The organism is Sphingopyxis fribergensis (genome assembly GCF_000803645.1).
In the GTDB taxonomy this organism is placed as follows: domain Bacteria; phylum Pseudomonadota; class Alphaproteobacteria; order Sphingomonadales; family Sphingomonadaceae; genus Sphingopyxis; species Sphingopyxis fribergensis.
Window position 1 is genome coordinate 4,117,944 of record NZ_CP009122.1, and the last position, 23,657, is coordinate 4,141,600.

Consider the following 23,657-nt stretch of genomic DNA (forward strand, 5'->3'; position numbering starts at 1 on the left):
GATCAGGCTTTGCTTTCGACGGTCACCGGCGCGAGGCGCGGGCTCAAGATATGGACCGCGAGCACGGCGAGGAAATAGACGGTCGTGCAGGCGGCGAAGATGATCGTGTAATTGCCCCCCGTCGCATCGAGCACCAGCCCGGTCGATTTCGCCATGATCATGCCGCCGATACCGCCCATGAAGCCGCCAAGCCCGATCACCGAGCCGACCGCGCGTTTGGGGAACATGTCCGGCGGGATCGACAGGATCGTCGACGAAAAGGCTTGGTGCCCGGCGAGCGCGATGCCGATCAGCACGACCGCGAGCCACATATTCGCGAGCCCGGTGACGAACAGCAGCGGCAGCACGCAGAGGCCCGCGCCGATCATCGTGACCTTGCGCGCGAAATTGACGCTGTGGCCCGACTGGATCAGCTTCGACGACACCCAGCCGCCGAGAATGCTGCCGACGTCGGAGAGCAGATACATGATGATCATCGGCAGCAGGACGATCTTCAGATCGACATTATAGGTGGTGCTGAAATATTTGGGCAGCCAGAAGAGCATCAGGAACCACACCGGGTCGGTCAGGAATTTCGCCATCGCAAAGGCCCAGGCCTCGCGCTTGGTGACGATCTTGCCCCAGCCAAGGCGTTCGATTTTTTCGGGCGGGTCATGTTCGATCCACGCAAGTTCGGCCTCGCTGACCTTCCCGCTTTCGCGCGGGTTGCTGTAGAGCCAGAGCCATAGGATCAGCAGCAGGACGCCGAAAGCGCCGGTGTAGATGAAGGTTTCGCGCCAGTCGAAACCGAGCACGCGCATGCACAAGGCGACCGTCGGCGCGGTCAGGATGACGCCTATCGTCGTCGCGCTGTTGACCCAGCCGATCGCGTAGGAGCGTTCCTTTTGCGGGAACCACTCGCTCGACGCGCGGACGACCGAGGGGAAATGCCCCGCCTCGCCGACGCCGAGGATGACGCGCGCGAGCATGAAGGAGATGACCGACGAGGCGAAACCGTGCGCGACATGGCCGACGGTCCAGATCGCGATGGCGATCCCATAGCCGATTTTGGGCCCGAAACGGTCGATCAGCCAGCCCATGAGAAGGAAACCCATCGCATAGGCGGCCTGGAAGGCGGTGACGATGTTGCCATAGTCATTCTCGCTCCACCCAAGCTCGCTGCCGAGCGTCGGGGCGAGCAGGCCGAGCATGGTGCGGTCGATATAATTGACCGTGGTCGCGGCGAACAGCACCGCAACGATCAGCCAGCGGTAGCGGCCCGACTTCGGCACCGGCGACGCCGCACCTCCGTCCGCGAATGACTGTGCCATTTTTCTCTCCCGTTTTGGCCTATTAGCCTGTGATGGAGCAGCTGACGCGGATTTTTCCGTCGAAGACTGCGTCGGCGCGCTGGCCCGGTCTGATTTCGTGAATTCCGGTGATCGCCCCTGCCGACACCCAGGTGCCGGGCGCGATCGCGATGCCGCGCGCGCGCAGCGTGCGGATCAGGAACAGCGCCGATCCGAAGGGACCGTCGAGCATGGTGCCCATCGTCGCAGCGCCGACGGCCTGGCCGTCGATCGCCATTTCTACCGGCATCGCGATCAGGTCGGCGTCGCGCCAGTCGGGGATCGACGGACCGAGGATCAGCCCCTTGTTGTTGCCATAATCGGATGCGGTGACCGCGGGGCCGTGGCGGTTGATCTGGGCGAAGGGCGAACTCGCAATCTCGATCCCGGTGCGCACGTCGGCGATACAATCGCGGACCGAAGCCAAATTATAGTCGCGCGCGCCGACCTCGCCGAAGCAGAGCAGCACCTCGGCCTCGGCCGCGGCAAAGCCCGCAGCATAGACGGGCATCGCGGGCACCTGCCCATCGCTGCCGTCGAATATTTCGTCACTGAAGATCGGCCCGGTCAGGCGATTGTCACGATAGCGCTCGACGAATTCCGCGGCGATACGACCGACCTTCCAGCCGCCGACCCGCCGCCCGTCGCGCGCGATGGCCGTATCCTGAATTGCATATGCGTCCGCCATCGTCTGCGGCATTGCGCCAGGATAGGCAGGAAGCGGTGTCTTTTCCGCGCGCGCTGCCAGAAAGGCACGGGCGATATTTTCCTGTTCGGGGCTTGCCGACATCTTTGTAATTTTCCCTCTTCCGTCAAAACACCTAAGAGACACCGGTGTCAAAGGCAAGCAAATAGCGAATAGGATCTGCGGACTTATGTACGACAGTCTTATCGCCTGACGTCGAGCCCGCCGCTGTGGAATGCGTCAATATCGGCTTGGCAGAACCGGCTCGCGTCGCCCGGCAGCGAATGTTTAAGCGCGGTCAGCGCCAGGCCCGATTCGGCCATCGCCTTCGCGTCGCCGCCCGAAAGATGCGCATGGAGCACCCCAGCGGCAAAGGCGTCGCCAGCGCCGATGCGGTCGACGATGCCCGTCACATCGACGTCGGGGGTCTGATAGCCGTCGCCGCGCAAATCGACGCGCGCGGCGATGCGGTGATGATCGGCGGTGAGCGTGTGGCGTGCGGTCGAGGCGATCAGCTTGAGATCGGGGAAAGCGGCGAAACCCGCCTCGGCCGCCTCGCGCCGCCGGTCCTCGCCTTCGCCGCTGAACTCCCTGCCGAGCACGAGCGACAGGTCGCGATGGTTGCCGAACAATATGTCGGCGGTGCCGATGAGTTCGGAAAGGACCCCGCGCGGATCGCTGTCCCACGCCTCCCACAGCATCGCGCGATAATTGCCGTCGAAACTGACGGGAACGCCGCGCCGCTTCGCCGCGCGCGCCGCGGCGAGCGCCGCCTCGGCCGAGCGCGGCCCGAGCGCGGGGGTGATGCCTGAAAGGTGGAGCAGGCCCGCGCCTTGCAGCAGCGCGTCCCAGTCATAATCCTCCGCGCCCGTCGCCGCAAAGGTCGATCCGGCCCGGTCGTAGACGATTTCGGATGACCGCAGCCCCGCCCCGACGCTGAGGAAATAGAGCCCCATGCGTCCCGGGCCGCTGGCGATCGCGGAGCAATCGACGCCCGCGCCGCGCACCGCCGCTACAGCTCCACGACCCAGCGCGTTGTCGGGGACCCTGCTGACCATCGCGCAATCGTGGCCGAGATGCGCGAGTCCGATCGCGACATTCGCCTCAGCGCCTCCTACGTGCAGCGACAGCGACGGCGACTGCATCAGCAGCTCATTGCCCGGCGCGGTGAGGCGGATCAGCAGTTCGCCGAAAAAGACTAAGGTCATGGGCGCAATGCTAGCGCGCGAGCCAGCCGCCGTCGACGGCGAGGATATGGCCCTGGACATAGTCGGACGCCGACGAGGCGAGGAACACGGCCGCACCGCCGATGTCGCTGGGGTCGCCCCATCGACCGGCCGGGATGCGCTCGATGATCTGGCGGTTGCGCGTCTCGTCGCCCTGCAGCGCGGCGGTGTTGTTCGTCGCGATATAGCCGGGTGCGATCGCGTTGACCTGCACGCCCTTCGCCGCCCACTCGTTCGCGAGCAGCTTGGTGAGGCCCCCGACCCCCGATTTCGACGCAGTATAGCTCGGTACGCGGATGCCGCCCTGAAAAGTCAGCATCGAGGCGATGTTAATGATCTTGCCCGAACCGCGCGCGATCATGTGGCGGCCGACACTCTGGCAGAGGAAGAAGAGCGTCTTGAGATTGGTGTCCATCACCGCGTCCCAATCAGCCTCGGTGAAATCGACCGCGTCGGCGCGGCGGATGATCCCGGCGTTGTTGATGAGGATGTCGATGTGGCCAAATTCAGCGAGCACCGCATCGACGAGCGGCTGCACCGCGCCGACGCTCGACAGGTCGGCGGCGAAATTCTCGGCCCTTCGGCCAAGCCCGCGCACCTTGCCCACGGTCTCGTCGGCGGGCGAACGGCCCGCAGCGGCGATATCCGCCCCGGCTTCGGCGAGCGCGAGTGCGATCCCCTGCCCGATGCCGGTGTTGGCACCCGTGACGAGCGCGACTTTCCCTGTGAGGTCGAACATCTTCATCTTCCCATACTTCGTCATACCGGACTTGATCCGATATTCGGCGGCGTTGTCTGGACCCCGGATCAAGTCCGGGGCGACGATGAATGAATTATGACAGCTGGCAGATGTCGAGGACATTCATGTCGGTATAGTCCTGATTCTCGCCCGCCATCGCCCAGATGAAAGCGTAGGATTTCGTGCCCGCACCCATATGAATCGACCAGGGCGGCGAGATCACCGCTTCCTCATTCTGCATAACGATGTGGCGCGTCGCCTCACCCTCGCCCATGAAATGCATGACGCGGTCGTTGTCGACATTGTCGAGTTCGAAATAGAAATAAATCTCGCTGCGCCGCTCGTGGATGTGCGGCGGCATGGTGTTCCACACGCTGCCTTCCTTGAGCACGGTCAGCCCCATGACGAGCTGCGCGCTGTCGCAGACCCCCGGAATGACGAGCTGGTAGATAGTGCGTTCGTTCGATTCGGCGAGGCTGCCGCGATCGAGCGCATTCGCGTCGGCGATGCCGAGCTTGCGCGTCGTGAACGCCTTGTGCGCCGGGCACGACGCCAGATAGTAACGCGCGCCCTCGCCTGCGAACTCGACGTCCTTGGCGCCCATCGTCACATAGAGGCAATCCTTGTTGCCGAGCGTGAAGCTCTCGCCGTCCACAGTGACCGCGCCTTCGACGGAGGACACGTTGACGATCGCGAGCTCGCGGCGCTCGAGGAACGGATGGCCCGCGGCCGAAGGCGGCTCGCTCTGCGCCGGCAGCTTGACCGGCGTCGAACCGACGGCAACCCCGCCGATCACGAAACGGTCGGCGTGGGTGTAGTTGAGGACGCACTCGCCGGTGCGGAACAGGTTCTGGATCAAGTAGCGATCGCGCAGCTCCGCGTTCGACACCTCTTCCATCATCACGGGATGGGTGGCGTAATAGGTCTTGGAAAACATTGGATCGCATCCTCGCTCAAGATTTATGACTTGTCGCCTTGCTAGATTTGATGGTAACCGGTGTCAAGAGATGTTCGCGCCACCTCGGGGCGTTGATTTTACGCTTTCAAGCGCCCATCAGCATGGAAAGCGCGAGCCGGGCCAGAGGCTTGCAGGGGAAAGATAGATATGGCGGCACAGAATAAGGCGCCGGGGGGCAAGCAGCCGACGATCAACGATGTCGCGGCGCTTGCGGGGGTTTCGAAAAAGACCGTGAGCCGGGTGATTAACCGGTCCGAATTCCTGACCGACAAGACGCGCGCCGCAGTCGAAAAGGCGATCGAACAGCTCGGTTTCGTCCCCAATCCGCAGGCGCGCGCGCTCGCCTTTCGCCGCAATTTCCTGATCGCTTTGCTCCACGACAATCCGAACGCGCAGACGGTGCTCAATTTCCAGCGCGGCGTGCTCGACGCGATCAAGGACAGCGACCTCGCGTTGCTCGTGCGTCCGGTCGACCGCACTTCGGACGCGATGCTCGAAGACGTGCGCACCTTCCTCGAAAAACAACGGCCGATCGGCGCGATGCTGTTGCCGCCGATCTCCGAAAATGACGACCTCGCTGCGCTTTGCGAGAATCTGGGCGTGCGCTATGTCCGCATCGGGTCGGCGCCGCTCGACGACGCCAAACATTGCATTTCCTCAAACGATCGCGAGGTCGTGGCCGAAGCGGTGCGCCGGTTGATCGCGCTCGGTCATCGCCGCATCGGCTTCGTACGCGGCCCGGTCGGATTCCGTTCGGCCGCCGAGCGCGAAACAGGCTTTCTCGAAGCGCTCGCCGACGCCGGGCTCGAACTTCCGGCCGAATTCAACGCGCCGGGTAATTACCGCTATACCGCGGGCATCGAGGCCGGCGAAGCCCTGCTGTCGCTCGCCGCGCCGCCGACGGCGATCTTCTGCTCGAACGACGAGATGGCGGCGGGCGTGATGAGCGTCGCGCACGGCAAGGGCGTGAAGGTGCCCGAGCAGCTTTCGATCATCGGCTTCGACGACAGCCCGACCGCGACGCATATCTGGCCCGCGCTCAGCACAGTGCGTTGGCCAATTCACGAGATGGGCATCCGTGCCGCGCAAACGCTGGTGCCCGACTTCCTTGCCCCGGGAACCAAGGTCGCCGAGGATGCGGTTCTCGCCTCGACCTTCGTCGAACGCCAGTCGGTCGCCCCGCCGCCGGGAAGCTAGTCCTCAGCGCCGTCGGCGCGCGAGCTGATACTCATAGAGCGACGGCGCGGCGTCGACCGCCTGCCCCGTTCCCTCGATATAGGGTGCAGGCTTGTAGCTGACGCTGATCTTGCGGTTCGCGTGCAGCCCGACGATCCGCTCGCCCGGGCCTTCGAGCCCGCTCGTGATCGCCACCGTCGCGTCGGCGGGAACGCTGTCGGGTATCACCAGCTTCGCGTTCCAGAGCGTGTTGTAAAGCCCGTGCCCAGGCTTCCAATAGGGCGCGCCACCGCCGACCCACAGCTGATATTGCCACGCCCCCTTCACCTGTTTCGGATCGATATGCATCTCGATCTGATCGAACAGATTCTGATGGTTCGACCCGCTATGCTGGTCGATGATCGCTTGCCGGTCGACGACCGAGCGCAGGAACACCGATCGCGTCGAGCGCGTGTTGATGCTGACCGGGTGGACAACCGGATTCTCGACCTTCAGATCCTTGACGAGCACATTGTGCACCGCGCCGACATGCACCGAATAATGCGCGCTGCGGTCGCCCGTCGTGGCGACGTCGGCGATCGTCAGGCTCGCCGCATTGTCGGTCAATATGCCGCTGTCCGCCCGGTCGATCGTCAGCTTTTTGACCCAGCCATCGAACACGCCCGTCATATAGATGCCGTTATAACCCTGTTCGAGATGGTGGCCGAAGGCGGGGGCTTGTGGAAATTGCAGCCGCAGATTTTGGATGCCGACATTGGTCAGATGCTGCCAGTCGGCGACCACCGCGGGCTGGTCGGCACGGATATCGTGGAGCAACGGATCGCCAAGCGTCACCGTCTTGCCCCGGATCGCCACAATGCGCGTCGCCTGCGCGACCACCGGCCGGTTCGGGAAGGTCCAGTGGTGCGATCCGATCGGCAGGTCGGTGTCGCCGTAGAGCGACTTCAGTATCTGGCTCTTTGGCCCGTCGACCGAAAACCATTGCAGCTGTACGACGTCGCCGACCTTCAGCTTTGCGGCATTATCGACGGTCAGCGTGCGGCTGAACTGCTTGCCCGACACGCCGTTGGCGAGCACGGGGTCGCGAACATCCTTCGTCCCGTCGTAGGAGACCGGGCGACTGCCCTCGGGCGCGACATAGATCATCCCGCCGGACCAGGTATATTCGGTGAACAGATAGTCGATATTATTTTCGGGCTCGACCTGCTGCTTCTTCTCGCGGACGAGATATTCGCGCAATTCGTCATAATCATGGCTTTTGTCGATGAGCTTCAGCGGGCGCGGGAACCAGAGTTCGCTGCCCCCTGGCCCATTACCCGCGCCGTCGAGTATGATGTCGCTGCGCGTGATACGCAGCACTTCGGTGATCTGTATGCGCCCCTTGGGGAAACGCAGCGTCACCTTGCCCTTGACCGCGTTCGCCACGGCGAGTGCGCGCAGCACCGCCTTCGTATCGTCGAGCCCGTCGTCGGGGATCGCGCCATGATCGGTCACGTCAACGATCGTTCCCGCATCGGCAGGGATCGGCGCGAGGCCGAAGCCATAGCCGGCGTAGCTGAAGTCGGGGAGCGGGTTCGCGGCGGCCGTTGCCGGATCCGAAAGGATCCTGGGCAATGTCGTCGGCTGCGCCTCTAGCGGGAAAGTCAGTGCCGCGCCGAGCGCCAGAACCGAAACGAAGCGCGCACGCTGATTACCCGAAATCATAACCCGTAATACTCCCTGCGGTCTCAACCATGGCGGCGCGCGACCCACCCCGCCATGGCGAGACCCTTTAGAACTTCGCGCGCACGCCGACCGAGAAGCGCCGTTCGGACAGGGCGTAGCTGTTGAGCGCGGTCGTGTTGAAATTGCTATACTCGCTCGTCGCCGATTTCTTGGGCATCAGATTCTGCGCTTGCAACGACAGCGCGATATTCTTCGTGAGGTCGAGCCCGACCTGCGCGTCGAGCTGCGAGCGCGAGCCGACGAAGCTGGGGCGTCCCTGCGAAAATTCGAACACCGCCTCGTCGCGGTAATTATAGGCGAGACGCGCCGAGAAAGGGCCTTTCTCGTAGAGGCCGACGAGGTTGTAGCTGTTCTTCGACACCGCGACGAGCGGGAAGCCCGCATTATCCTCGGCGTCCGAATAGGTATAGTTGGCGATGACGCCAAAGCCGTCGAGCGGCGAGGGCAGGAAGTCCAGGAATTGCTGGATGCCGATTTCGAACCCCTTGATCTTCGCGCTCGCAAGATTCTCCGGGCGCGAGAAGGTCAGTTCGCGGCCCTGGTCGTCAAGATTGAGGTCGACGCCGGTGGTTACGAAATTGGCGATGAAATTCTTGACGTCCTTGTAGAAAAGCGCGCCCGAGATCAGCGAACTTTTGCCCGTATAATATTCGAAGCTGATATCGGCCTGCGTCGCGATCGGCGGTTCGAGATTCACATTGCCACCGGTGACCGACAGGTTCGTCGCGTTGAAGAAGGTCGATGGTGCAAGATCGGCGATCGAGGCGCGCTGCATCGTCTGCGATCCCGACACGCGGATCAGGAAATCGTCGCTGATGTTGAACGCGATATTCGCGCTGGGCAGGACGTTGGTATAGCGGTTCTTGTCGGTGACCAGCGTGCTGACCGCGCCGACATTGACATAGCTGTCGACCGACAGGCGCGTCGAGGCGATACGCACCCCGGCGTTGGCCTTGTACGGGATGCCAGCGATCTCGCCTTCGCCCGACACCATCAGGTAACCCGCGAGCGTCTTTTCGCTGAAGTCATAATCGCGCTGGAGATTGGGCAACAGGGTCGAGCGGCCGTTCGGATCGGGGTTGGGTTCAGCCCCCTGCGCGCGGTTGAAGACATAGTCGAAGGTCGGCGCGGTGCTCAAAAAACTGCGCGGGAAGGTGCCGGGCATGTCGGTCAGGAAATCGCCCGCGTCGACCAGCTTCAGATAGGGCTCGATCTCGTCGCGGGTCGGCGTGACCTGGCTGCGGAAGGCGTTCGAGCGCGCGTGGAGGTCGGTATAGCGCACCCCCGCCGCGATCGTGACCCCGCCCCCCGTCTCATAACTGACGTCGAGCTTGCCCGTCCATTCTTCGAGCAGGCCGAGCAGGCGGTTGCTGCGCACGCCGTTGGTCGCGGGATTGTAGGACGCGTAATCCGTTGGATCGAACGTGCCCCCAAGCGTCAGCGACGGGACCGTCTGGTCCCGAAAATCGAACGCGCCGGGCACCGCGGCGGTCCCTTGCAAGGTGATGATCTGGATCGTCTGGTCGATCGTGCCCTTGCTGTAATAGCCGTCGGCCTCGATCGTCAGCCCGTTGTCGCCCTGATATTTACCGTTGAGCCCGTAGAGGAAGCTTTCGGTCGGCTCGTTGCGGATCTGTCCGGCGGTGGTGACCGTGCCATTGGTATTGCCCGCGACGACCATGCCGTCGTCCACCACCGCGCCCGTCACCGGATTGGTGCCGGTGGGCAGGCGAAAGGCGAAGAAGTCCTGGCGGCGCCCGGTCTTGAGCTTCGAATAGAGCGCGTCGGCGGTGATGGTGAATTCGGGCGTCACCTCGAACTGGATAGCGCCGTTGAGGCCGAGCCGCGAGCGGTCGACCGTGAACTGTTCATATTGCAGCAGCACCGGCGTCTGTTGAACCGTCGTCGTCCCACCGGCGGTGTAATTACGGTTGAGGAAATTGTTGCGCTCGAACGTCTGCGTCGTCGAGGTGCGCTTCTGATATTCGCCGGCGAGCATGACGCCGATACGGCCGTCGGCGAACTTGGTCGTCGCAAAGCCGGTGATCGCGGGTTCGAACTTGTCCGAATTTTCCGAATAAACACCCTGCGCGCGGAGCGAGATCGTCGGCTCCTTGAATGACAGCGGCTTCGGCGTGACCAGGTTCACCGTGCCGCCAAGCCCGCCCTCGGCATTGCTCGCGAGCGGCGATTTGCGCACTTCAAGGCGGCCAAACAGGCTGGAGGGCACCGAATCGAGCCCCGACGAACGGCCGAGCTGGTCGTTTTCGGGCGGCGAAAGACGCGCCGACCAGCCGAGCAGCGTGCGCCCGTCGACCTCGACGCGCACCTGCTGCAGGCCGCGCACCGACACCGACTGGCCTTCGCCGAAGACGCGGGTGATCTGAACGCCGGTGACGCGCTGAAGCGCCTCGGCGACGTTGGCGTCTGGCAGCTTGCCGACGTCCTCGGCGGTGATGACGTCCATCACCTGCGACGCTTCGCGCTTGATGTCGGCCGCCTGTTCGAGCGAGGCGCGAATGCCGGTGACGATGATCGCGTCATCCTCGGGCGCCGCCGCGGCATCCTGCGCATAAGCCGAAGCAGTCGCCAATATGGCAAGCGATGCCCCGCCCGCCAGTCGTGCCAACGCGTGCACGCCCCTCATCCGAATAGCCATTGTCATCCTCCCACCTCGAAAACCAGTTCGTGTGAACCGCTTTTTCAGAAATTCCCGGAGAGATATGCGGGGCCGTGACCTTGTGGCCGACCAAAACATCCCCTCACGCATATTGTTTTGTTATCACCGATCTAGGTAACCGGTGTCATGGACTATCCAAAATTGATACACCGGTGTCAAGCCCCTAATTGTAGGACAACCCAGCCTCCCAAAGCCGGAGTTTTCTTCGGCACAATCGCCGGGGCAGGAAATTGTCGTAATTTGTCGCAACCCCCGCATTGCGCTTGCATGGGGCAACCCAATGGGTTGAATAGGGCTAAATTCCTCCCCGCCCTCGGCGAACCGATACGAGAACAACCAACTATGCTGGACAAAAGGTCGCTGTTGCTGGCCGGAGCCCTGTGTGCCGTTAGCCTGTCGCTTGGCGCCTGCTCAGCCGAAGAGGAAAAGGGCGGCCGCGGTGCGCCCGAGGTCGGCTATGTCGTCGCCAGGGTCGAGGCGGTGCCCGTGACCACCTCGCTCGGCGGGCGCACCGTCGCGTTCGAAACCAGCGAAGTGCGGCCGCAGGTCAACGGCCTGATCCGCCGCCGCCTGTTCACCGAAGGCGGCTTCGTCCGCGCCGGCCAGCCGCTCTACCAGATCGACCCGAGCCTCTATCAAGCGGGGGTCGAACAGGCCGCGGCAAATCTCGCCAGCGCCCGCGCGAGCGCGCAGGCTGCGGAGGAGCGCGCGCGCCGCCTCGAACCGCTGGCCAAGATGCAGGCCGTCGCCGAGCAGGATTATACCGACGCACTGGCAGAGGCGCGGATGGCGCGCGCGGCGATCGCCCAGAATAACGCCGCGCTCGAAACCGCGCGGATCAACCTCCGCTATGCGACGATCACCGCGCCGATCAGCGGACGCATCGGGCGCAGCCTCGCGACCCCCGGCGCGCTCGTCAGCGCGAGCCAGGCGACCCCGCTCGCGACGATCCAGCAGACCGACCCGATGTATGTCGACATGCAGCAGTCGAGCGCCGAACTCACGCGGCTGCGCCAGGCGATCGAGAGCGGCGGGGTGACAGCGGGCAGCGCGTCGGTGCGACTGCGGCTCGAGGATGGCAGCGCCTATGGCCCGGTCGGCACCGTCCAATTCTCCGAAGTCACGGTCAGCGAGGCAACCGGCACGGTGACGCTGCGCGCACGCTTTCCCAACCCGCGCGGCGTGTTGCTGCCCGGCATGTTCGTGACCGCATTGTTCGACCAAGCGGTGAACCCGTCGGCAATCCTGTTGCCGCAGGCCGCGGTCCAGCGCGATTTCGACGGCTCGGCCTTCGTCTATCTCGTCGGCAAGGACAATAAGGCGGCGCGGCGCAAGATCGTCGCCGACCGCACCGTCGGCGCCAACTGGGTCGTCACCGACGGGCTGAAACCGGGCGAGCGCGTGATCACGCAAGGGATCGGCAATTTGCGCCAAGGGGCGCCGATCCGGCCGGTGCCCGCGAGCAGCGTACAGCGGGTGGGAGCACAACCCAAGGGTGCCGCGACGGGCGGCACCGCCGAAGCCAAGGGCAAGTAGCGCCCATGTCACGCCTCTTCATCGACCGGCCGATCTTCGCCTGGGTGCTGGCGATCATCGTCATGCTCGGCGGGGTGGGCGCGCTTTTTTCGCTGCCGATCGAGCAATATCCCGACATCGCGCCGACGCAGGTCAATATCCGCGCCACCTATCCGGGCGCGTCGGCCGAGACGATCGAGAACAGCGTTACGCAGGTGCTCGAACAGCAACTGACCGGGATCGACGGCCTGCTCTATTTCAGCTCGCAGTCAAGCTCGCGCGGACAGGCGAGCATCACCGCGATTTTCGAAAAGGGCACCGACCCCGACATCGCGCAGGTGCAGGTCCAGAACAAGATCCAGTCGGCGGTCTCGCGCCTGCCGCAACAGGTCCAGCAACAGGGCGTGCGCGTCACCAAGTCCAATTCGGATTCGCTGCTGCTCGTCGGCGTCTATGACACGACCGACACACGGTCGAACCAGGACGTCTCCGACTATCTCTCCTCCAATATCCAGGACCCCCTCTCGCGCGTCGAGGGCGTCGGCGACGTCAACGTCTTCGGATCGCCGCACGCAATGCGGATCTGGCTCAACCCGCAGCGGCTCGCCGCGGTGTCGTTGATGCCAAGCGACGTGGTCGCGGCGATCACCGCGCAAAACAGCGAGGTCGCGGCGGGCGAAGTCGGCGGCCTTCCCGCGCCCGAGGGCCAGATGCTCAACGCGACGGTCACCGCCCAGTCACGGATGCAGACGGTCGACCAGTTCGAGAATATCGTGCTGAAGACGCTGCCCGATGGCGCGACGGTGCGGATCAAGGATATCGCACGGGTCGAGGTCGGCGCCGAAAATTACAGCACGATCGTCCGCATCAACGGGCACCCCGGATCGGGCATGTCGATCTCGCTGTCGCCGGGCGCCGACGCGCTCGAAACCGCCGACCGCGTCAAGGCGCGGATGACCGAACTCGGCGCCGATTTTCCCGACGGCCTGACCTACAGCTATGCCAATGATTCGACCGCCTTCATCAAGCTGTCGGTGAGCGAGGTGCAGAAATCGCTGTTCGAAGCGATCCTGCTCGTCATCCTTGTCATGTTCGTCTTCCTGCAAAGCTGGCGCGCGGTGTTGATCCCCGCGATCGCGGTGCCCGTCGTGCTGCTCGGCACCTTCGGCATTTTCTATATGCTGGGCTTCAGTATCAACACACTGACCCTGTTCGGGTTGACGCTGGCGATCGGGCTGCTCGTCGATGACGCGATCGTCGTCGTCGAGAATGTCGAGCGGTTGATGGAAGAAAATCCCGGCATGTCGGCGCGCGAGGCGACGATCCAGTCGATGAAGGAATTGCAGGTCGCGCTGATTGCGATCGCGCTCGTGCTGTCGGCGGTGTTCCTGCCGATGGCCTTCTTCGGCGGGTCGACCGGCGTCATCTATCGCCAATTCTCGGTCACCATCGTTTCGGCGATGGCGTTGTCGGTGCTCGTCGCTCTGATCCTGAGCCCCGCGCTGACCTCGACCTTGCTGAAACCCAAGGAGCATGGCGACGCGGGTAACGGCGGGCGCTTCCCGCGCGTCCATGCCTTTCTCGAACGCGCCAAGACCGGCTTCAACACGCGCTTCGACCGCTCGGTCGACCGCTATGTCGGCAGCGTCACCAAAGTCGTCGACCGCAAATGGCTGTTCCTCGGCATCTATGTCGTGCTGCTCGCCGCGCTTGCCTTCCTCTTCCTTCGGCTGCCGAGCGGCTTCCTGCCCAATGAGGACCAGGGTCGCGTTTCGGTCCAGTTCCGCCTGCCCGCGGGCGCGACGCAGGCGCGCACGCTCGAAGTGCGCGACAGGGTCGAAAAATATCTGCTGAGCGAGGAAAAGGCGAATGTCGGGGCGCTATTCCTCGTCGCCGGCGGCGGCGGCGGTGGCGGCGCGGTCGGCCAGAACACCGGCCAGGGCTTTGTGAACCTCGTCCATTGGGACGAACGCCCGGGCAAGGAACGCAGCGCCGAGGCGATCGCGACGCGCGCACGCGCCGCGCTCGCCGGAATACGCGACGCACAGGTTTTCGCGCTGGTCCCCGGCGCGGTGCGCGGGCTCGGCGATTCGGCAGGCTTCACGATGCAGTTCCAGAACCGCAGCGGGATGAGCCGCGACGAGTTTGTCGCCGCGCGCGAAAAGCTGCTCGCGATGGCGAACGAAAATCCGAAACTCACCTCGGTGCGCCTGTCCGATCTGCCCGACGTGTCGACGCTGAAGATCGATGTCGATACGCAGCGGCTAACCGCTTATGGCATCGACAATGGCGATGTGAACAACACGCTCGCGACCGCGTGGGGCGGACGCTACGTCAACGATTTCATCGACAAGGGGCGCGTCAAGCGCGTCTATGTCCAAGGCGATGCCCCCTATCGCGCCAAGCCCGAAGACCTCAGCCAATGGTATGTCCGCGCAACCGACGGCGAAATGTCGCCCTTCTCGGCCTTTGCGACCGTCGGCTGGTCGACGACGCCGAGCAGCAGCTCGCGTTTCCAGGGCGTCCCGGCGTTCGAAATCTCGGGCCAGCCCACCCCCGGCACCAGTTCGGGCGAGGCGATGGACGAAATGGAGCGCATGGCGAACGAAATTCCGGGAACCAGCGTCGCCTGGTCGGGCTCCTCTTATGAGGAGCGCCTCTCTTCGGGGCAGGCGCCTTTGCTCTACGGCCTGTCCTTGCTCGTCGTCTTCCTCTGCCTCGCCGCGCTCTACGAAAGCTGGTCGATCCCGCTCGCGGTGCTGCTCGTCATTCCGCTCGGGCTGATCGGCGCGGTATTCGCGGTGAATTTGCGCGGGCTCGAAAACGACGTCTATCTCCAGATCGGTCTGCTCACAACCATGGGGCTCGCCGCGAAGAATGCGATCCTGATGATCGAATTTGCCGAGCAGGAGGAGCGCAAGGGCAAGCGTGTGATCGAGGCCGCGGTTGCCGCGGCGCGCATCCGCCTGCGCCCGATCCTGATGACCAGCTTTGCCTTCATTTTCGGCGTGCTGCCGCTCGCGATCGCGACCGGCGCGGGGGCGAACAGCCGCGTCGCAATCGGCACCTCGGTGATCGGCGGGATGCTCACCGCGGCCTTCCTCGCGATCTTCTTCATCCCGCTCTTCTTCGTCCTCGTCCGCCGCGGCGTGCGCGACGGCTTGGCGGCGGTGCGCGCGCGGTTCGGCAAGAATAAGGGTGAAGGCGCGGCGGAGGTGCCGGCATGACCCGCGCCCGCGTCCTGCTGATGGCCAGCACGCTCGCCCTCGCTGGCTGCTCGCTTGCGCCGAAAACGGTGCTGCCGACGCCGCCCGTGCCGCAAAGCTGGCCCGCCGGCGACGCCTATCTGCTACAGAGCGAAGCGGCGCTGCCGATCCTCTCGTACAAAAGCGTGTTCACCGACCCCCGGCTGCAATCGCTGACCGATCAGGCGCTGACGAACAACCGCGACCTGCGCGTCGCCTACGCCAATGTCGCCGCGGCGCGTGCGCAAGTGCGTGTCACACGGTCGGGGCAATTCCCCGAACTCGGGATCAGCGCAGGGGCGGGCTATTCGGATTCGAGCGGAAGTGGTGGGAGCAGCGGCGATTTTTCGCTACGCGGCGGCATCACCGCCTTCGAGCTCGACCTGTTCGGCAAGCTTGCCAACGCGACCGAGGCCGACCGCAACCGTGCGCTTGGGACCGAGGCGGCGTCGCGCACCGTGCGACTCGCGCTGATCGCCAGCCTCGCCGATACCTGGGCGACCTATGGCGCCGACCGCGACCTGCTCAAAATTGCCGAGGATACCGCCGCCAGTGCGCGCGAAAGCGTGCGCCTGACCAAAGCGCGGCTCGACGGCGGCGTCGCGCCGCGCACCGATCTGCGCCAGGCCGAACAAATCCTCGCGACCGCCGAGGATTCGATTGCACAGCAACGGACCGCGCTCGCGCAGGACGAGAATCTGATCCGCCTGCTGGTCGGCGGCGATATCGACCGCGCGCTGCTCCCCGCGAGCCTGACCGAAGTGACGCCGGCGATCGTGTCGCTGCCCGCCGGGGTCAGCTCCGAAATCCTGCTTCGCCGTCCCGACGTAATCGAGGCCGAATATGGCCTGCGCGCCGCGGATGCCGACATCGGCGTCGCGCGCGCGCAGCTCTTCCCCTCGATTTCGCTGACCGGACTGCTCGGCTTTGCCAGCAACGCGCTCGGCAGCCTGTTCGACAGCGGGTCGTTCAGCTGGTCGGCGGGCGGCGATGCCACCGCGCCGATCTTCGACGCCGGCGGGCGCCGGGCGGGGGTTGCGGTCAGCGAGGCGCAGCGCGATGCCGCGCTCGCAGGCTATGAAGGCGCGATCCAGACCGCGTTCCGCGAGGTCGCCGATGCGCTGGCGGTGCAGGGCACGATAGCGGAACGCGTCCGCGCCGCCGCAGCGAACACCGAAGCCGCCGCCGATACCGCGACGCTGACCGACGCGCGCTACAAGGGCGGCGTCGACAGTTTCCTCTCCAGTCTCGACGCACAGCGCAGCCTTTATTCGGCGCGGCGGAGCGAGATCGCGACGCAATTGCTGCTCGTCAGCACGCGAATCTCGTTGTTCCGCGCATTGGGCGGCGACAGCAGCGCAGGCGTAGAAGCCCGCTAACCCACCGTCGTCATTCCCGCGAAAGCGGGAAGCCAGCGAGCCAGCGTCGGGAACTGGGTTCCCGCTTTCGCGGGAATGACGAACTATGGATGCGCGCCATCCCGACTCATCTTGACAATCGCACCCGCTCGCGCGCTAATAGAACATATCAGGAACAAATGATGCGCGAGTCGTCTCCCATACTCGCCGGGCTGCGCCAACGCATCGCTCGGCTGTCCGCCGATGGCGGTTTCGAAAGCCGCCCGGCCCAGGGCTGGCTGGCGAGCGGGCACGCGCGCTTCGACGCCGCGATCGGCGGCGGGCTTGCGACCGGGCGCACCCATGAATTTTTCGCCGCCGACGCGCTCGACGCGACGAGTGCAGCGGCCTTTGCGGCGCTCATGGCCTTACGCACGCCCGGCAAGGCGCCGCTGATCTGGCTGCGCACGAGCGATGCCGGCAAGCGTAGCGGCCATATCTACGCCCCCGGCATCGCCGAACTCGGCGGCGACCCCGACCGGTTGCTGCTTGTCGAGGCGGGCGATCCGAAAATGCTGCTCGCCTGCGCGAACGACGCGATCCGCTGCGCGGGGTCGGCGGCGGTGATCGTCGAAAGCTGGGGCAAATTCCCTTTGCTCGACCTCACCGCCGGACGCCGCCTTACGCTCGGCGCACGCGATGCGGGCACCACGCTCCTGATGCTTCGGCTCAATGCATCGCCGTCGCCGAGCGTCGCCGAAACGCGCTGGAACGTCGCCGCCGCGTCGTCGCACGCTCTGGAAGCGAACGCCCCGGGCGCCCCCGCCTTCGACCTCGAACTGCTGCGCTGGCGCGGCGGCCCCGCGGGGACGCGCTGGCGACTGGACTGGAACCATGACGAAAAATGCTTCGGCCCAAATGCCGACGAAGCGGCGCTATCTGGCGCTCTTCTTCCCCTTCCTGCCCGCCGAGCGATGGCTTCGCACGGCGCCGAGGCTGCCTGACGCCCCGCTCGTCTTCGCCGAGAAGCAGCGCGGCGCGATGCGGATCGCGAGCGTCGACGCGGCGGCGCTGGCGGTCGGGCTGCGCGTCGGCATGCCGCTCGCCGATGCGCGCGCGCAAGTGGGTGAACTCGCCGTCGTTCCGCATGATCCGGTGCTCGACCAGGACTGGCTCGACCGGCTCGCGCAGGGCTGCGCGCGCTACTCTCCGCTTGTCGCGCTCGACGCCCCCGATGGCCTGATCCTCGATATCGCGGGCGCCGACCATCTTTACGGCGGCGAGGCGGAGCTCGTGCGCGATGTCGAAAGGCGCCTTGCGCGGCTCGGTTTGACCCTCCGCCACGCACTCGGCCCCACCGCCGACGCCGCGCGTGCACTCGCGCGCTACCAGACGCGCCCCGCCCCAGATGAAGGAGAGGCGATCCGCCGCCTGCCCGTCGCCGCGCTCGAACTCGAAGCCGAAGCGGCGACCGCGCTCGTCCGCGCGGGATTGAAGACGATCGGCGACCTCGCGAGCCGCCCGATGGCGAATATCGCCGCGCGCTTCGGCGCCGACGCCGCGATGGCATTGCGCCGCCTGCTCGGCGATGCGCCCAGCCCGCTCGACCCGCGCATTGCCCTACCCCCAGTGGTCGCCGAACGCCGCTTTGCCGAGCCGCTTGGCAGCACCGCGTACGCGGCCAAGGTGCTAGCCGAGCTCGTCGGCGAAGCGATCGAGGAGCTCGGCGAACGCGGCAAGGGCGGGCGCCATTTCCGCGCCACCTTCTTTCGCAGCGACGGCCTCGCGCGCGCCATCGCAATCGAAACCGGCCATCCGACCCGCGACACCGGCCTCGTGATGCGCCTGTTCGCCGAGCGTATGGACAGCCTCGCCGACCCGCTCGACCCCGGCTTCGGCTTCGACATGATACGCCTCGCGGTGCCGCGGCTCGAGGCGCTCGGCGCGACGCAATTGAAGCTCGAAGGCGGCGCGGTCCGTGCGGCAACCGAAGGCGCGGCGATGGACGAACTCGCCGACCGGCTGACGACGCGGCTCGGGCGCGGGCGCGTTCGGCGGCTGCGCCCCGCCGATACGCATATCCCCGAACAGGCGCAGCTCGAACTGCCCGCGGCCGACGCGCCGCCACCGCTGGCCTGGCCCGCTCCCGAAGAAGGCGAACCGCCGACACGTCCCTTCCACATCTTCGACCCGCCGCAACCGATCGAGGTGATCGCCGAGGTGCCCGACGGCCCGCCGCATCATTTCCGCTGGCGCCGCGCAACGCACGCGATCCGCCGCTACGAAGGCCCCGAACGCATCGCCGCCGAATGGTGGCGCCGCCGCGACAATGGCGGCCTGACGCGCGATTATTACCGCGTCGAGGATACGCAGGGCCGCCGCTTCTGGCTTTTCCGCCACGGGCTTTACGACGAAAAGCCCGACCCGCGCTGGTATATCCACGGGGTCTTTGCATGAGCGAGGAATTTGCCGATCCCGGCTTCGCCGAACTGGTCGCCGCGACCAACTACAGCTTCCTGCGCGGCGCATCGCACCCGCATGAGATGGTTGCGGAGGCCGTCGCGCTCGGCATGACGGGCATCGGCATCGCCGACCGCAACAGCGTCGCGGGGGTGGTGCGGGCGCTGACCGGGCTGCGCAAGCTGCGCGAAGATGCCGCAGAGGAGGGAGTCGCGTTCCCGGACATAAAGCTCGTCGTCGGGTCCCGACTGGTTTTCGACGACGGCACGCCCGACATCATCGCCTATCCGACCACGCGCCATGGCTGGGGCCGGCTGACCCGGATGCTCACCATCGGCAATCGCCGCACCACAAAGGGCGACTGCGTGATGAAGCTCAAGAACCTTCTGATTCACTGCGAGGATATGATCCTGATCGCGATGGCGACCGAAAAGGACGAAGCCGTGTTGCGCCGTCTCGATGAGGCAGCTCCAAGCTCACTTTGGCTCGGCGCGACGATGCCCCGTGGCGGCAGTGACCGCCGCCGTCTCACCAGACTGAGCGCCTTGGCCGACCGTGTCGGCATTCCGATGCTCGCGACCAACGACGCGCTTTACGCGACGCGCGGGCAGCGGCCACTCCATGATGTCATCACCTGCATTCGCGAAGGCACCAGCCTCAACGATGCCGGCCGCCTGCTGCGCGCCAATGGTGAGCGTCATCTGAAGTCGCCGCAGGAAATGCGGCGCCTGTTTCGCACCTGCCCCGAAGCGGTCGACGAAAGCGCGAAGATCCTCAATCGCATCGCCTTTTCGCTCAGAGATTTGGAGTATGAATATCCGCACGAGCCGGTCCCCAAAGGTTGGGAGCCGCAAAGCTGGCTCGAACATAGGGTGATGGAAGCGGCGAACAGGCTTCATCCGGGCGGATTGCCCGACCGTTGGCGGGAGGTACTCGACGAGGAGCTCTCGCTCATCCGTAAATGCAAATTCGCCTGCTATTTCCTGACCGTCCACGACATCGTCAATTTCGCCCGCACGCAGGACCCGCCCATTCTTTGCCAAGGACGCGGTTCGGCGGCGAATTCGCTCGTCTGCTACCTGCTCGAAATCACCTCGATCGATCCCATCGCGAACAATCTCCTGTTTACCCGCTTCCTGTCCGAAGAACGTCGTGAGCCGCCCGATATCGATGTCGATTTCGAGCACGAACGGCGCGAGGAGGTGATGCAATATATCTATCGCCGCTACACACGGCGGCGCGCGGGCATTGCCGCAACGGTGATCCATTACCGGCCGCGCAGCGCGGTCCGCGAGGTCGGAAAGGCATTGGGGCTCAGCGAGGATGTCACGCAGCGGCTTGCTGATACGACCTGGGGCAGTTGGGGCAGCGAGATGCCCATCGAACGCTTCATCGAAGCGGGCCTCGACCCCGAGCTGGACGATATTGCGCGGCTGCAATGGATCGTCGCGCAACTGCTCACTTTCCCACGCCACCTGTCGCAGCATGTCGGCGGCTATGTGCTGACCGAGGATCGGCTCGACGAAATGGTGCCGATCCACAATGCCGCGATGGAGGACCGCACCTTCATCGAATGGGACAAGGATGACATCGACGAACTGAAACTGATGAAGGTCGATATACTCGCGCTCGGGATGCTGACCTGCATCCGCAAATGTTTCGACCTGATGCGGCTGCACGATCTGGGCGATCATGACCTCAAGTCGGTCCCGCCGGAAGATCCGGTTGTCTATGATATGCTTTGCACAGGCGACAGCATCGGCGTCTTTCAGGTCGAGAGCCGCGCGCAGATCAACATGCTGCCGCGTCTTCGCCCACGCGAATTCTATGACCTTGTCATTCAGGTCGCGATCGTTCGGCCAGGGCCGATCGAAGGAGATATGGTCCATCCCTATCTGAAGCGCCGCAATGGGGAAGAAGCGGTGGACTTTCCTTCTCCCGCCCCGCCCCATGACCCGAAGGAACTTTACAAGCTGCTTCGCAGGACATGCGGCGTTCCCCTGTTTCAGGAACAGGCGATGAAGCTGGCCATCGTCGCTGCAGAATTTACCCCCGACGAAGCCAACGGCCTGCGGCGCGCAATGGCGACCTTCCGCAATGCCGGGACGATCCATCAATATAAGGAAAAGATGATCGGCGGCATGATCCGGCGCGGCTATGAACCCGATTTCGCAGCCCGATGCTTCAAGCAGATCGAGGGGTTCGGCAGCTATGGCTTTCCCGAAAGCCACGCCCAGTCGTTCGCCAAGCTCGTTTATGTGTCGTCGTGGCTGAAATGCCATCACCCCGCCGTCTTCGCCTGCGGCATCCTCAATTCGCAGCCTATGGGCTTCTATGCCCCCGCGCAGCTCGTCCGCGATGCGCGCGAACATGGGGTCGAGGTGCGCGCGGTCGATGTGAATGCGAGCTTTTGGGACAACAGCCTCGAACGGCGCGACGATGGCAGCCTCGCGCTGCGGCTCGGATTCCGGCAGGTCGATGGATTTCGCGAGGAATGGGCGATGCAGATTGCCGACGCCCGCGCGACGCCTTTCGCCTCGGTCGAAGAACTCGCACGCCGCGCGGGCCTGCCGTCGCGCGCGCTGCGCTTGCTGGCCGAGGCCGATGCCTGCCGGTCGATGGGGCTCGATCGGCGCCCGGCGCTATGGGATGCGCGGCGCGTTCGGCAGGGCGTGCTGCCGCTGTTCGGTGCGGCCGAAACCGACGAACTCGGCGCCGAGGAGGATGCGCAGCTGCCGCCGACGCCGATGGTCGAACATGTCCTCACCGATTATCAGACGACGCGGCTGTCGCTGAAAGGCCATCCGATGGCCTTCTTGCGCCGCGATTTCGAACGCGAAGGCGTGCTGAGCGCGGGCGGGGTCGCCGCAGCGAAGAACGGATCGATCGTGCGCACTGCGGGGGTCGTGCTGATCCGTCAGCGCCCCGGCAAGGGCAATGCGATCTTCATCACGCTCGAGGATGAGGGCGGGGTCGTCAACATCCTGCTGTGGGCACGCCATTTCGAACGCTATCGCCGCGCCGTCATGGCCTCGCGGCTGATGCTGGCCGAGGGCGAGGTGCAGCGGAGCAAGGAAGGCGTGATCCACCTGATGGCGACGCGCATCGTCGATCGGACCGCGATGCTCGATACGCTGGGGAGCGACCGGCGCTTCGAGCCCGACGTCTGCCGCGCCGACGAGGTCAAGCATCCGCAGCTCCCGCGCGGTTATGCGGCGAAGCATGGCCATCCACGCGACGTCCGCATCCTGCCCAAGTCGCGGGATTTTCATTGAGGGGGACGAATGCGGCGGGCGGCATATGGCTTGCCGACGTGGCGGCTAAGGGGTGGGCAGCGGACATTCCCAAGTTCGTCATTCCCGCGAAAGCGGGAACCCAGTTGTGACGTCAGCTCGCTGGGTCCCCGCTTTCGCGGGGATGACGAGTAAGAAGTAGAACGGCAACTATCGGCCGAGACCGCCGTTAGCGATAGTTCGCAACCCGTCGCCTCCGAAAAAGATGATGCCCCGGCTGTGGGGGCCGGGGCATCGGATCAGGCTATCTAAGGGACCAACCAAATATAGCCTGAAATTTGTTCGCGAATTTTAGCCGCGGAGCAGGTTCATCACGCCCTGCTGGCTCTGGTTCGCCTGGGCGAGCATCGCGGTCGATGCCTGTGCCAGGATGCCAGCGGCCGCGAGGTTCGTCGATTCGACCGAGAAATCGGCGTCTTCGATGCGCGATTTCGATTCCGACAGATTGGTGACGCTCGACGTCAAATTGTCGACAGCCGACGACAGACGGTTCTGCTGGGCACCCAGGTTGGCGCGTTCGGTCGCGACCGTGTCGATCGCGGTGTCGAGCGTTGCAAGCGCGGCCTGCGCACCCGCCGCGGTCGAGAAGTCGAGCGCATCGACGCCGAGCGCAGCGGCCTGCATGTCGGCGACCGTGATGTTCACGACCTGGCCGGTATCCAGACCCGTCTGAATGTCGAAGCCCGCAGCGACGCTGCCGTTGAGCAGCACATTGTCGTTGAACGTAGTGCGGGTCGCGACGTCGCCGATCTGCGAAATCAGCGCGGTAACTTCTTCCTGCACCAGCGTACGGTCGTCATCGCTCAGCGTGCCCGTCGAGGCCTGCATCGCCAGTTCGCGCATGCGGACGAGGATGTCCGAGATGCTGCCAGCGGCGCTGTCGGCAGTCTGGGCAAGCGAAATGCCGTCGTTGGCGTTGCGGATCGCCTGCGTCAGGCCGCGCGCGCTGGCGTCCATGCGGGTCGCGATGGCGAGACCAGCGGCGTCGTCCTTCGCGCTGTTGATGCGCTTGCCGCTCGACAGGCGTTCCATGGCCTGCGACTGCATTTGGCTGGCGACGCGCGAGTTATTCTGGGCGCGAAGCGCGCTCACATTGGTGTTGATGACAGTCATCTTTGTTCCTTTCCGGCCTCGATGGCCATTCCCGTGATGTGAGGGCTCGAGGAGCGGTCACGGAAAGCAGTAACGGCGGGCCGCGAGGGCGATTAAGCGCACCCCGTCAAAAAAACGCCGACGCCGCTTGAAAGGCCGACGCGAACACAGTCAATTTCTTGAAAACAAGCCATATAT

At 64.8% G+C, this 23,657-nt stretch carries 15 protein-coding genes; 7 read left to right on the forward strand and 8 right to left on the reverse strand.

Translation table 11 applies throughout. The features are described 5' to 3' along the window. Positions 1 to 2: 2 nt before the first annotated feature. The 5 genes from SKP52_RS19265 to kduI form a co-directional block, all read right to left on the reverse strand. Positions 3 to 1,310, reverse strand: coding sequence for an MFS transporter (locus SKP52_RS19265; protein WP_039577634.1), 1,308 nt, complete (start codon positions 1,308 to 1,310; stop codon positions 3 to 5). 22 nt (positions 1,311 to 1,332) lie between these two features. Beyond that, positions 1,333 to 2,118, reverse strand: a complete 786-nt coding sequence (locus tag SKP52_RS19270) for a 2-keto-4-pentenoate hydratase (protein WP_039577636.1) — start codon at positions 2,116 to 2,118, stop codon at positions 1,333 to 1,335. A gap of 98 nt (positions 2,119 to 2,216) precedes the next feature. After that, on the reverse strand, positions 2,217 to 3,221 hold the full coding sequence (locus tag SKP52_RS19275; protein ID WP_039577640.1) for a sugar kinase: 1,005 nt from the start codon (positions 3,219 to 3,221) through the stop codon (positions 2,217 to 2,219). A gap of 10 nt (positions 3,222 to 3,231) precedes the next feature. Next, on the reverse strand, positions 3,232 to 3,984 hold the full coding sequence (gene kduD, locus SKP52_RS19280; protein ID WP_039581681.1) for a 2-dehydro-3-deoxy-D-gluconate 5-dehydrogenase KduD: 753 nt from the start codon (positions 3,982 to 3,984) through the stop codon (positions 3,232 to 3,234). A gap of 88 nt (positions 3,985 to 4,072) precedes the next feature. Continuing rightward, positions 4,073 to 4,915, reverse strand: a complete 843-nt coding sequence (gene kduI / locus SKP52_RS19285) for a 5-dehydro-4-deoxy-D-glucuronate isomerase (protein WP_039577643.1) — start codon at positions 4,913 to 4,915, stop codon at positions 4,073 to 4,075. Between the two features lie 168 nt (positions 4,916 to 5,083). Here kduI and SKP52_RS19290 point away from each other — a divergent pair, with 168 nt between their 5' ends. Then, on the forward strand, positions 5,084 to 6,133 hold the full coding sequence (locus SKP52_RS19290; protein ID WP_039577646.1) for a LacI family DNA-binding transcriptional regulator: 1,050 nt from the start codon (positions 5,084 to 5,086) through the stop codon (positions 6,131 to 6,133). A gap of 3 nt (positions 6,134 to 6,136) precedes the next feature. On the opposite strand, the gene SKP52_RS19295 is transcribed toward SKP52_RS19290, so the two are convergent. Beyond that, positions 6,137 to 7,816, reverse strand: a complete 1,680-nt coding sequence (locus SKP52_RS19295; RefSeq protein ID WP_052208585.1) for a hypothetical protein — start codon at positions 7,814 to 7,816, stop codon at positions 6,137 to 6,139. A gap of 67 nt (positions 7,817 to 7,883) precedes the next feature. Further along, positions 7,884 to 10,496 carry a TonB-dependent receptor gene (locus tag SKP52_RS19300; RefSeq protein WP_160292445.1) on the reverse strand — a complete coding sequence of 871 codons (2,613 nt, stop codon included), beginning with the start codon at positions 10,494 to 10,496 and terminating at the stop codon, positions 7,884 to 7,886. Positions 10,497 to 10,859: 363 nt separating this feature from the next. Between SKP52_RS19300 and SKP52_RS19305 the strand changes: the two genes are divergently transcribed. The 6 genes from SKP52_RS19305 (at position 10,860) to SKP52_RS19330 (ending at position 22,349) form a co-directional block, all read left to right on the forward strand. Further along, positions 10,860 to 12,053, forward strand: a complete 1,194-nt coding sequence (locus SKP52_RS19305; protein ID WP_039577654.1) for an efflux RND transporter periplasmic adaptor subunit — start codon at positions 10,860 to 10,862, stop codon at positions 12,051 to 12,053. A gap of 5 nt (positions 12,054 to 12,058) precedes the next feature. Then, positions 12,059 to 15,259 (forward strand): efflux RND transporter permease subunit, encoded by a 3,201-nt coding sequence (locus SKP52_RS19310; RefSeq protein WP_039577657.1) that lies wholly within the window; start codon positions 12,059 to 12,061, stop codon positions 15,257 to 15,259. After that, the gene (locus SKP52_RS19315) at positions 15,256 to 16,656 is read left to right on the forward strand and encodes an efflux transporter outer membrane subunit (protein ID WP_039577660.1); all 1,401 of its coding nucleotides are present in this window, start codon (positions 15,256 to 15,258) and stop codon (positions 16,654 to 16,656) included. The genes SKP52_RS19310 and SKP52_RS19315 overlap by 4 nt, the downstream gene beginning before the upstream one ends. Positions 16,657 to 16,814: 158 nt before the next feature. After that, a complete protein-coding gene (locus tag SKP52_RS19320) occupies positions 16,815 to 17,618 on the forward strand; it encodes an ImuA family protein (protein WP_228383702.1) in 804 nt (267 codons plus the stop codon). Continuing rightward, positions 17,509 to 19,071: a Y-family DNA polymerase gene (locus tag SKP52_RS19325; RefSeq protein ID WP_052208587.1), complete on the forward strand. Its 1,563-nt coding sequence runs from the start codon at positions 17,509 to 17,511 to the stop codon at positions 19,069 to 19,071. Before SKP52_RS19320 ends, SKP52_RS19325 begins: the two co-directional genes overlap by 110 nt. Next, on the forward strand, positions 19,068 to 22,349 hold the full coding sequence (locus SKP52_RS19330; RefSeq protein WP_039577668.1) for an error-prone DNA polymerase: 3,282 nt from the start codon (positions 19,068 to 19,070) through the stop codon (positions 22,347 to 22,349). The genes SKP52_RS19325 and SKP52_RS19330 overlap by 4 nt, the downstream gene beginning before the upstream one ends. Positions 22,350 to 22,658: 309 nt before the next feature. Here the strand turns inward: SKP52_RS19330 and SKP52_RS19335 are convergent, their stop codons facing one another. Further along, a complete protein-coding gene (locus SKP52_RS19335; RefSeq protein WP_039577672.1) occupies positions 22,659 to 23,480 on the reverse strand; it encodes a flagellin N-terminal helical domain-containing protein in 822 nt (273 codons plus the stop codon). Between the last annotated feature and the right edge of the window lie 177 nt (positions 23,481 to 23,657).

What these genes read in the sequence shown, in the direction of transcription:
- SKP52_RS19265 (WP_039577634.1), bottom strand. Translation starts at nt 1,310, where the DNA reads ATGGCACAGTCATTCGCGGACGGAGGTGCGGCGTCGCCGGTGCCGAAG.
- SKP52_RS19270 (WP_039577636.1), bottom strand. Translation starts at nt 2,118, where the DNA reads ATGTCGGCAAGCCCCGAACAGGAAAATATCGCCCGTGCCTTTCTGGCA.
- SKP52_RS19275 (WP_039577640.1), bottom strand. Translation starts at nt 3,221, where the DNA reads ATGACCTTAGTCTTTTTCGGCGAACTGCTGATCCGCCTCACCGCGCCG.
- kduD (WP_039581681.1), bottom strand. Translation starts at nt 3,984, where the DNA reads ATGAAGATGTTCGACCTCACAGGGAAAGTCGCGCTCGTCACGGGTGCC.
- kduI (WP_039577643.1), bottom strand. Translation starts at nt 4,915, where the DNA reads ATGTTTTCCAAGACCTATTACGCCACCCATCCCGTGATGATGGAAGAG.
- SKP52_RS19290 (WP_039577646.1), top strand. Translation starts at nt 5,084, where the DNA reads ATGGCGGCACAGAATAAGGCGCCGGGGGGCAAGCAGCCGACGATCAAC.
- SKP52_RS19295 (WP_052208585.1), bottom strand. Translation starts at nt 7,816, where the DNA reads ATGATTTCGGGTAATCAGCGTGCGCGCTTCGTTTCGGTTCTGGCGCTC.
- SKP52_RS19300 (WP_160292445.1), bottom strand. Translation starts at nt 10,496, where the DNA reads ATGGCTATTCGGATGAGGGGCGTGCACGCGTTGGCACGACTGGCGGGC.
- SKP52_RS19305 (WP_039577654.1), top strand. Translation starts at nt 10,860, where the DNA reads ATGCTGGACAAAAGGTCGCTGTTGCTGGCCGGAGCCCTGTGTGCCGTT.
- SKP52_RS19310 (WP_039577657.1), top strand. Translation starts at nt 12,059, where the DNA reads ATGTCACGCCTCTTCATCGACCGGCCGATCTTCGCCTGGGTGCTGGCG.
- SKP52_RS19315 (WP_039577660.1), top strand. Translation starts at nt 15,256, where the DNA reads ATGACCCGCGCCCGCGTCCTGCTGATGGCCAGCACGCTCGCCCTCGCT.
- SKP52_RS19320 (WP_228383702.1), top strand. Translation starts at nt 16,815, where the DNA reads ATGATGCGCGAGTCGTCTCCCATACTCGCCGGGCTGCGCCAACGCATC.
- SKP52_RS19325 (WP_052208587.1), top strand. Translation starts at nt 17,509, where the DNA reads ATGACGAAAAATGCTTCGGCCCAAATGCCGACGAAGCGGCGCTATCTG.
- SKP52_RS19330 (WP_039577668.1), top strand. Translation starts at nt 19,068, where the DNA reads ATGAGCGAGGAATTTGCCGATCCCGGCTTCGCCGAACTGGTCGCCGCG.
- SKP52_RS19335 (WP_039577672.1), bottom strand. Translation starts at nt 23,480, where the DNA reads ATGACTGTCATCAACACCAATGTGAGCGCGCTTCGCGCCCAGAATAAC.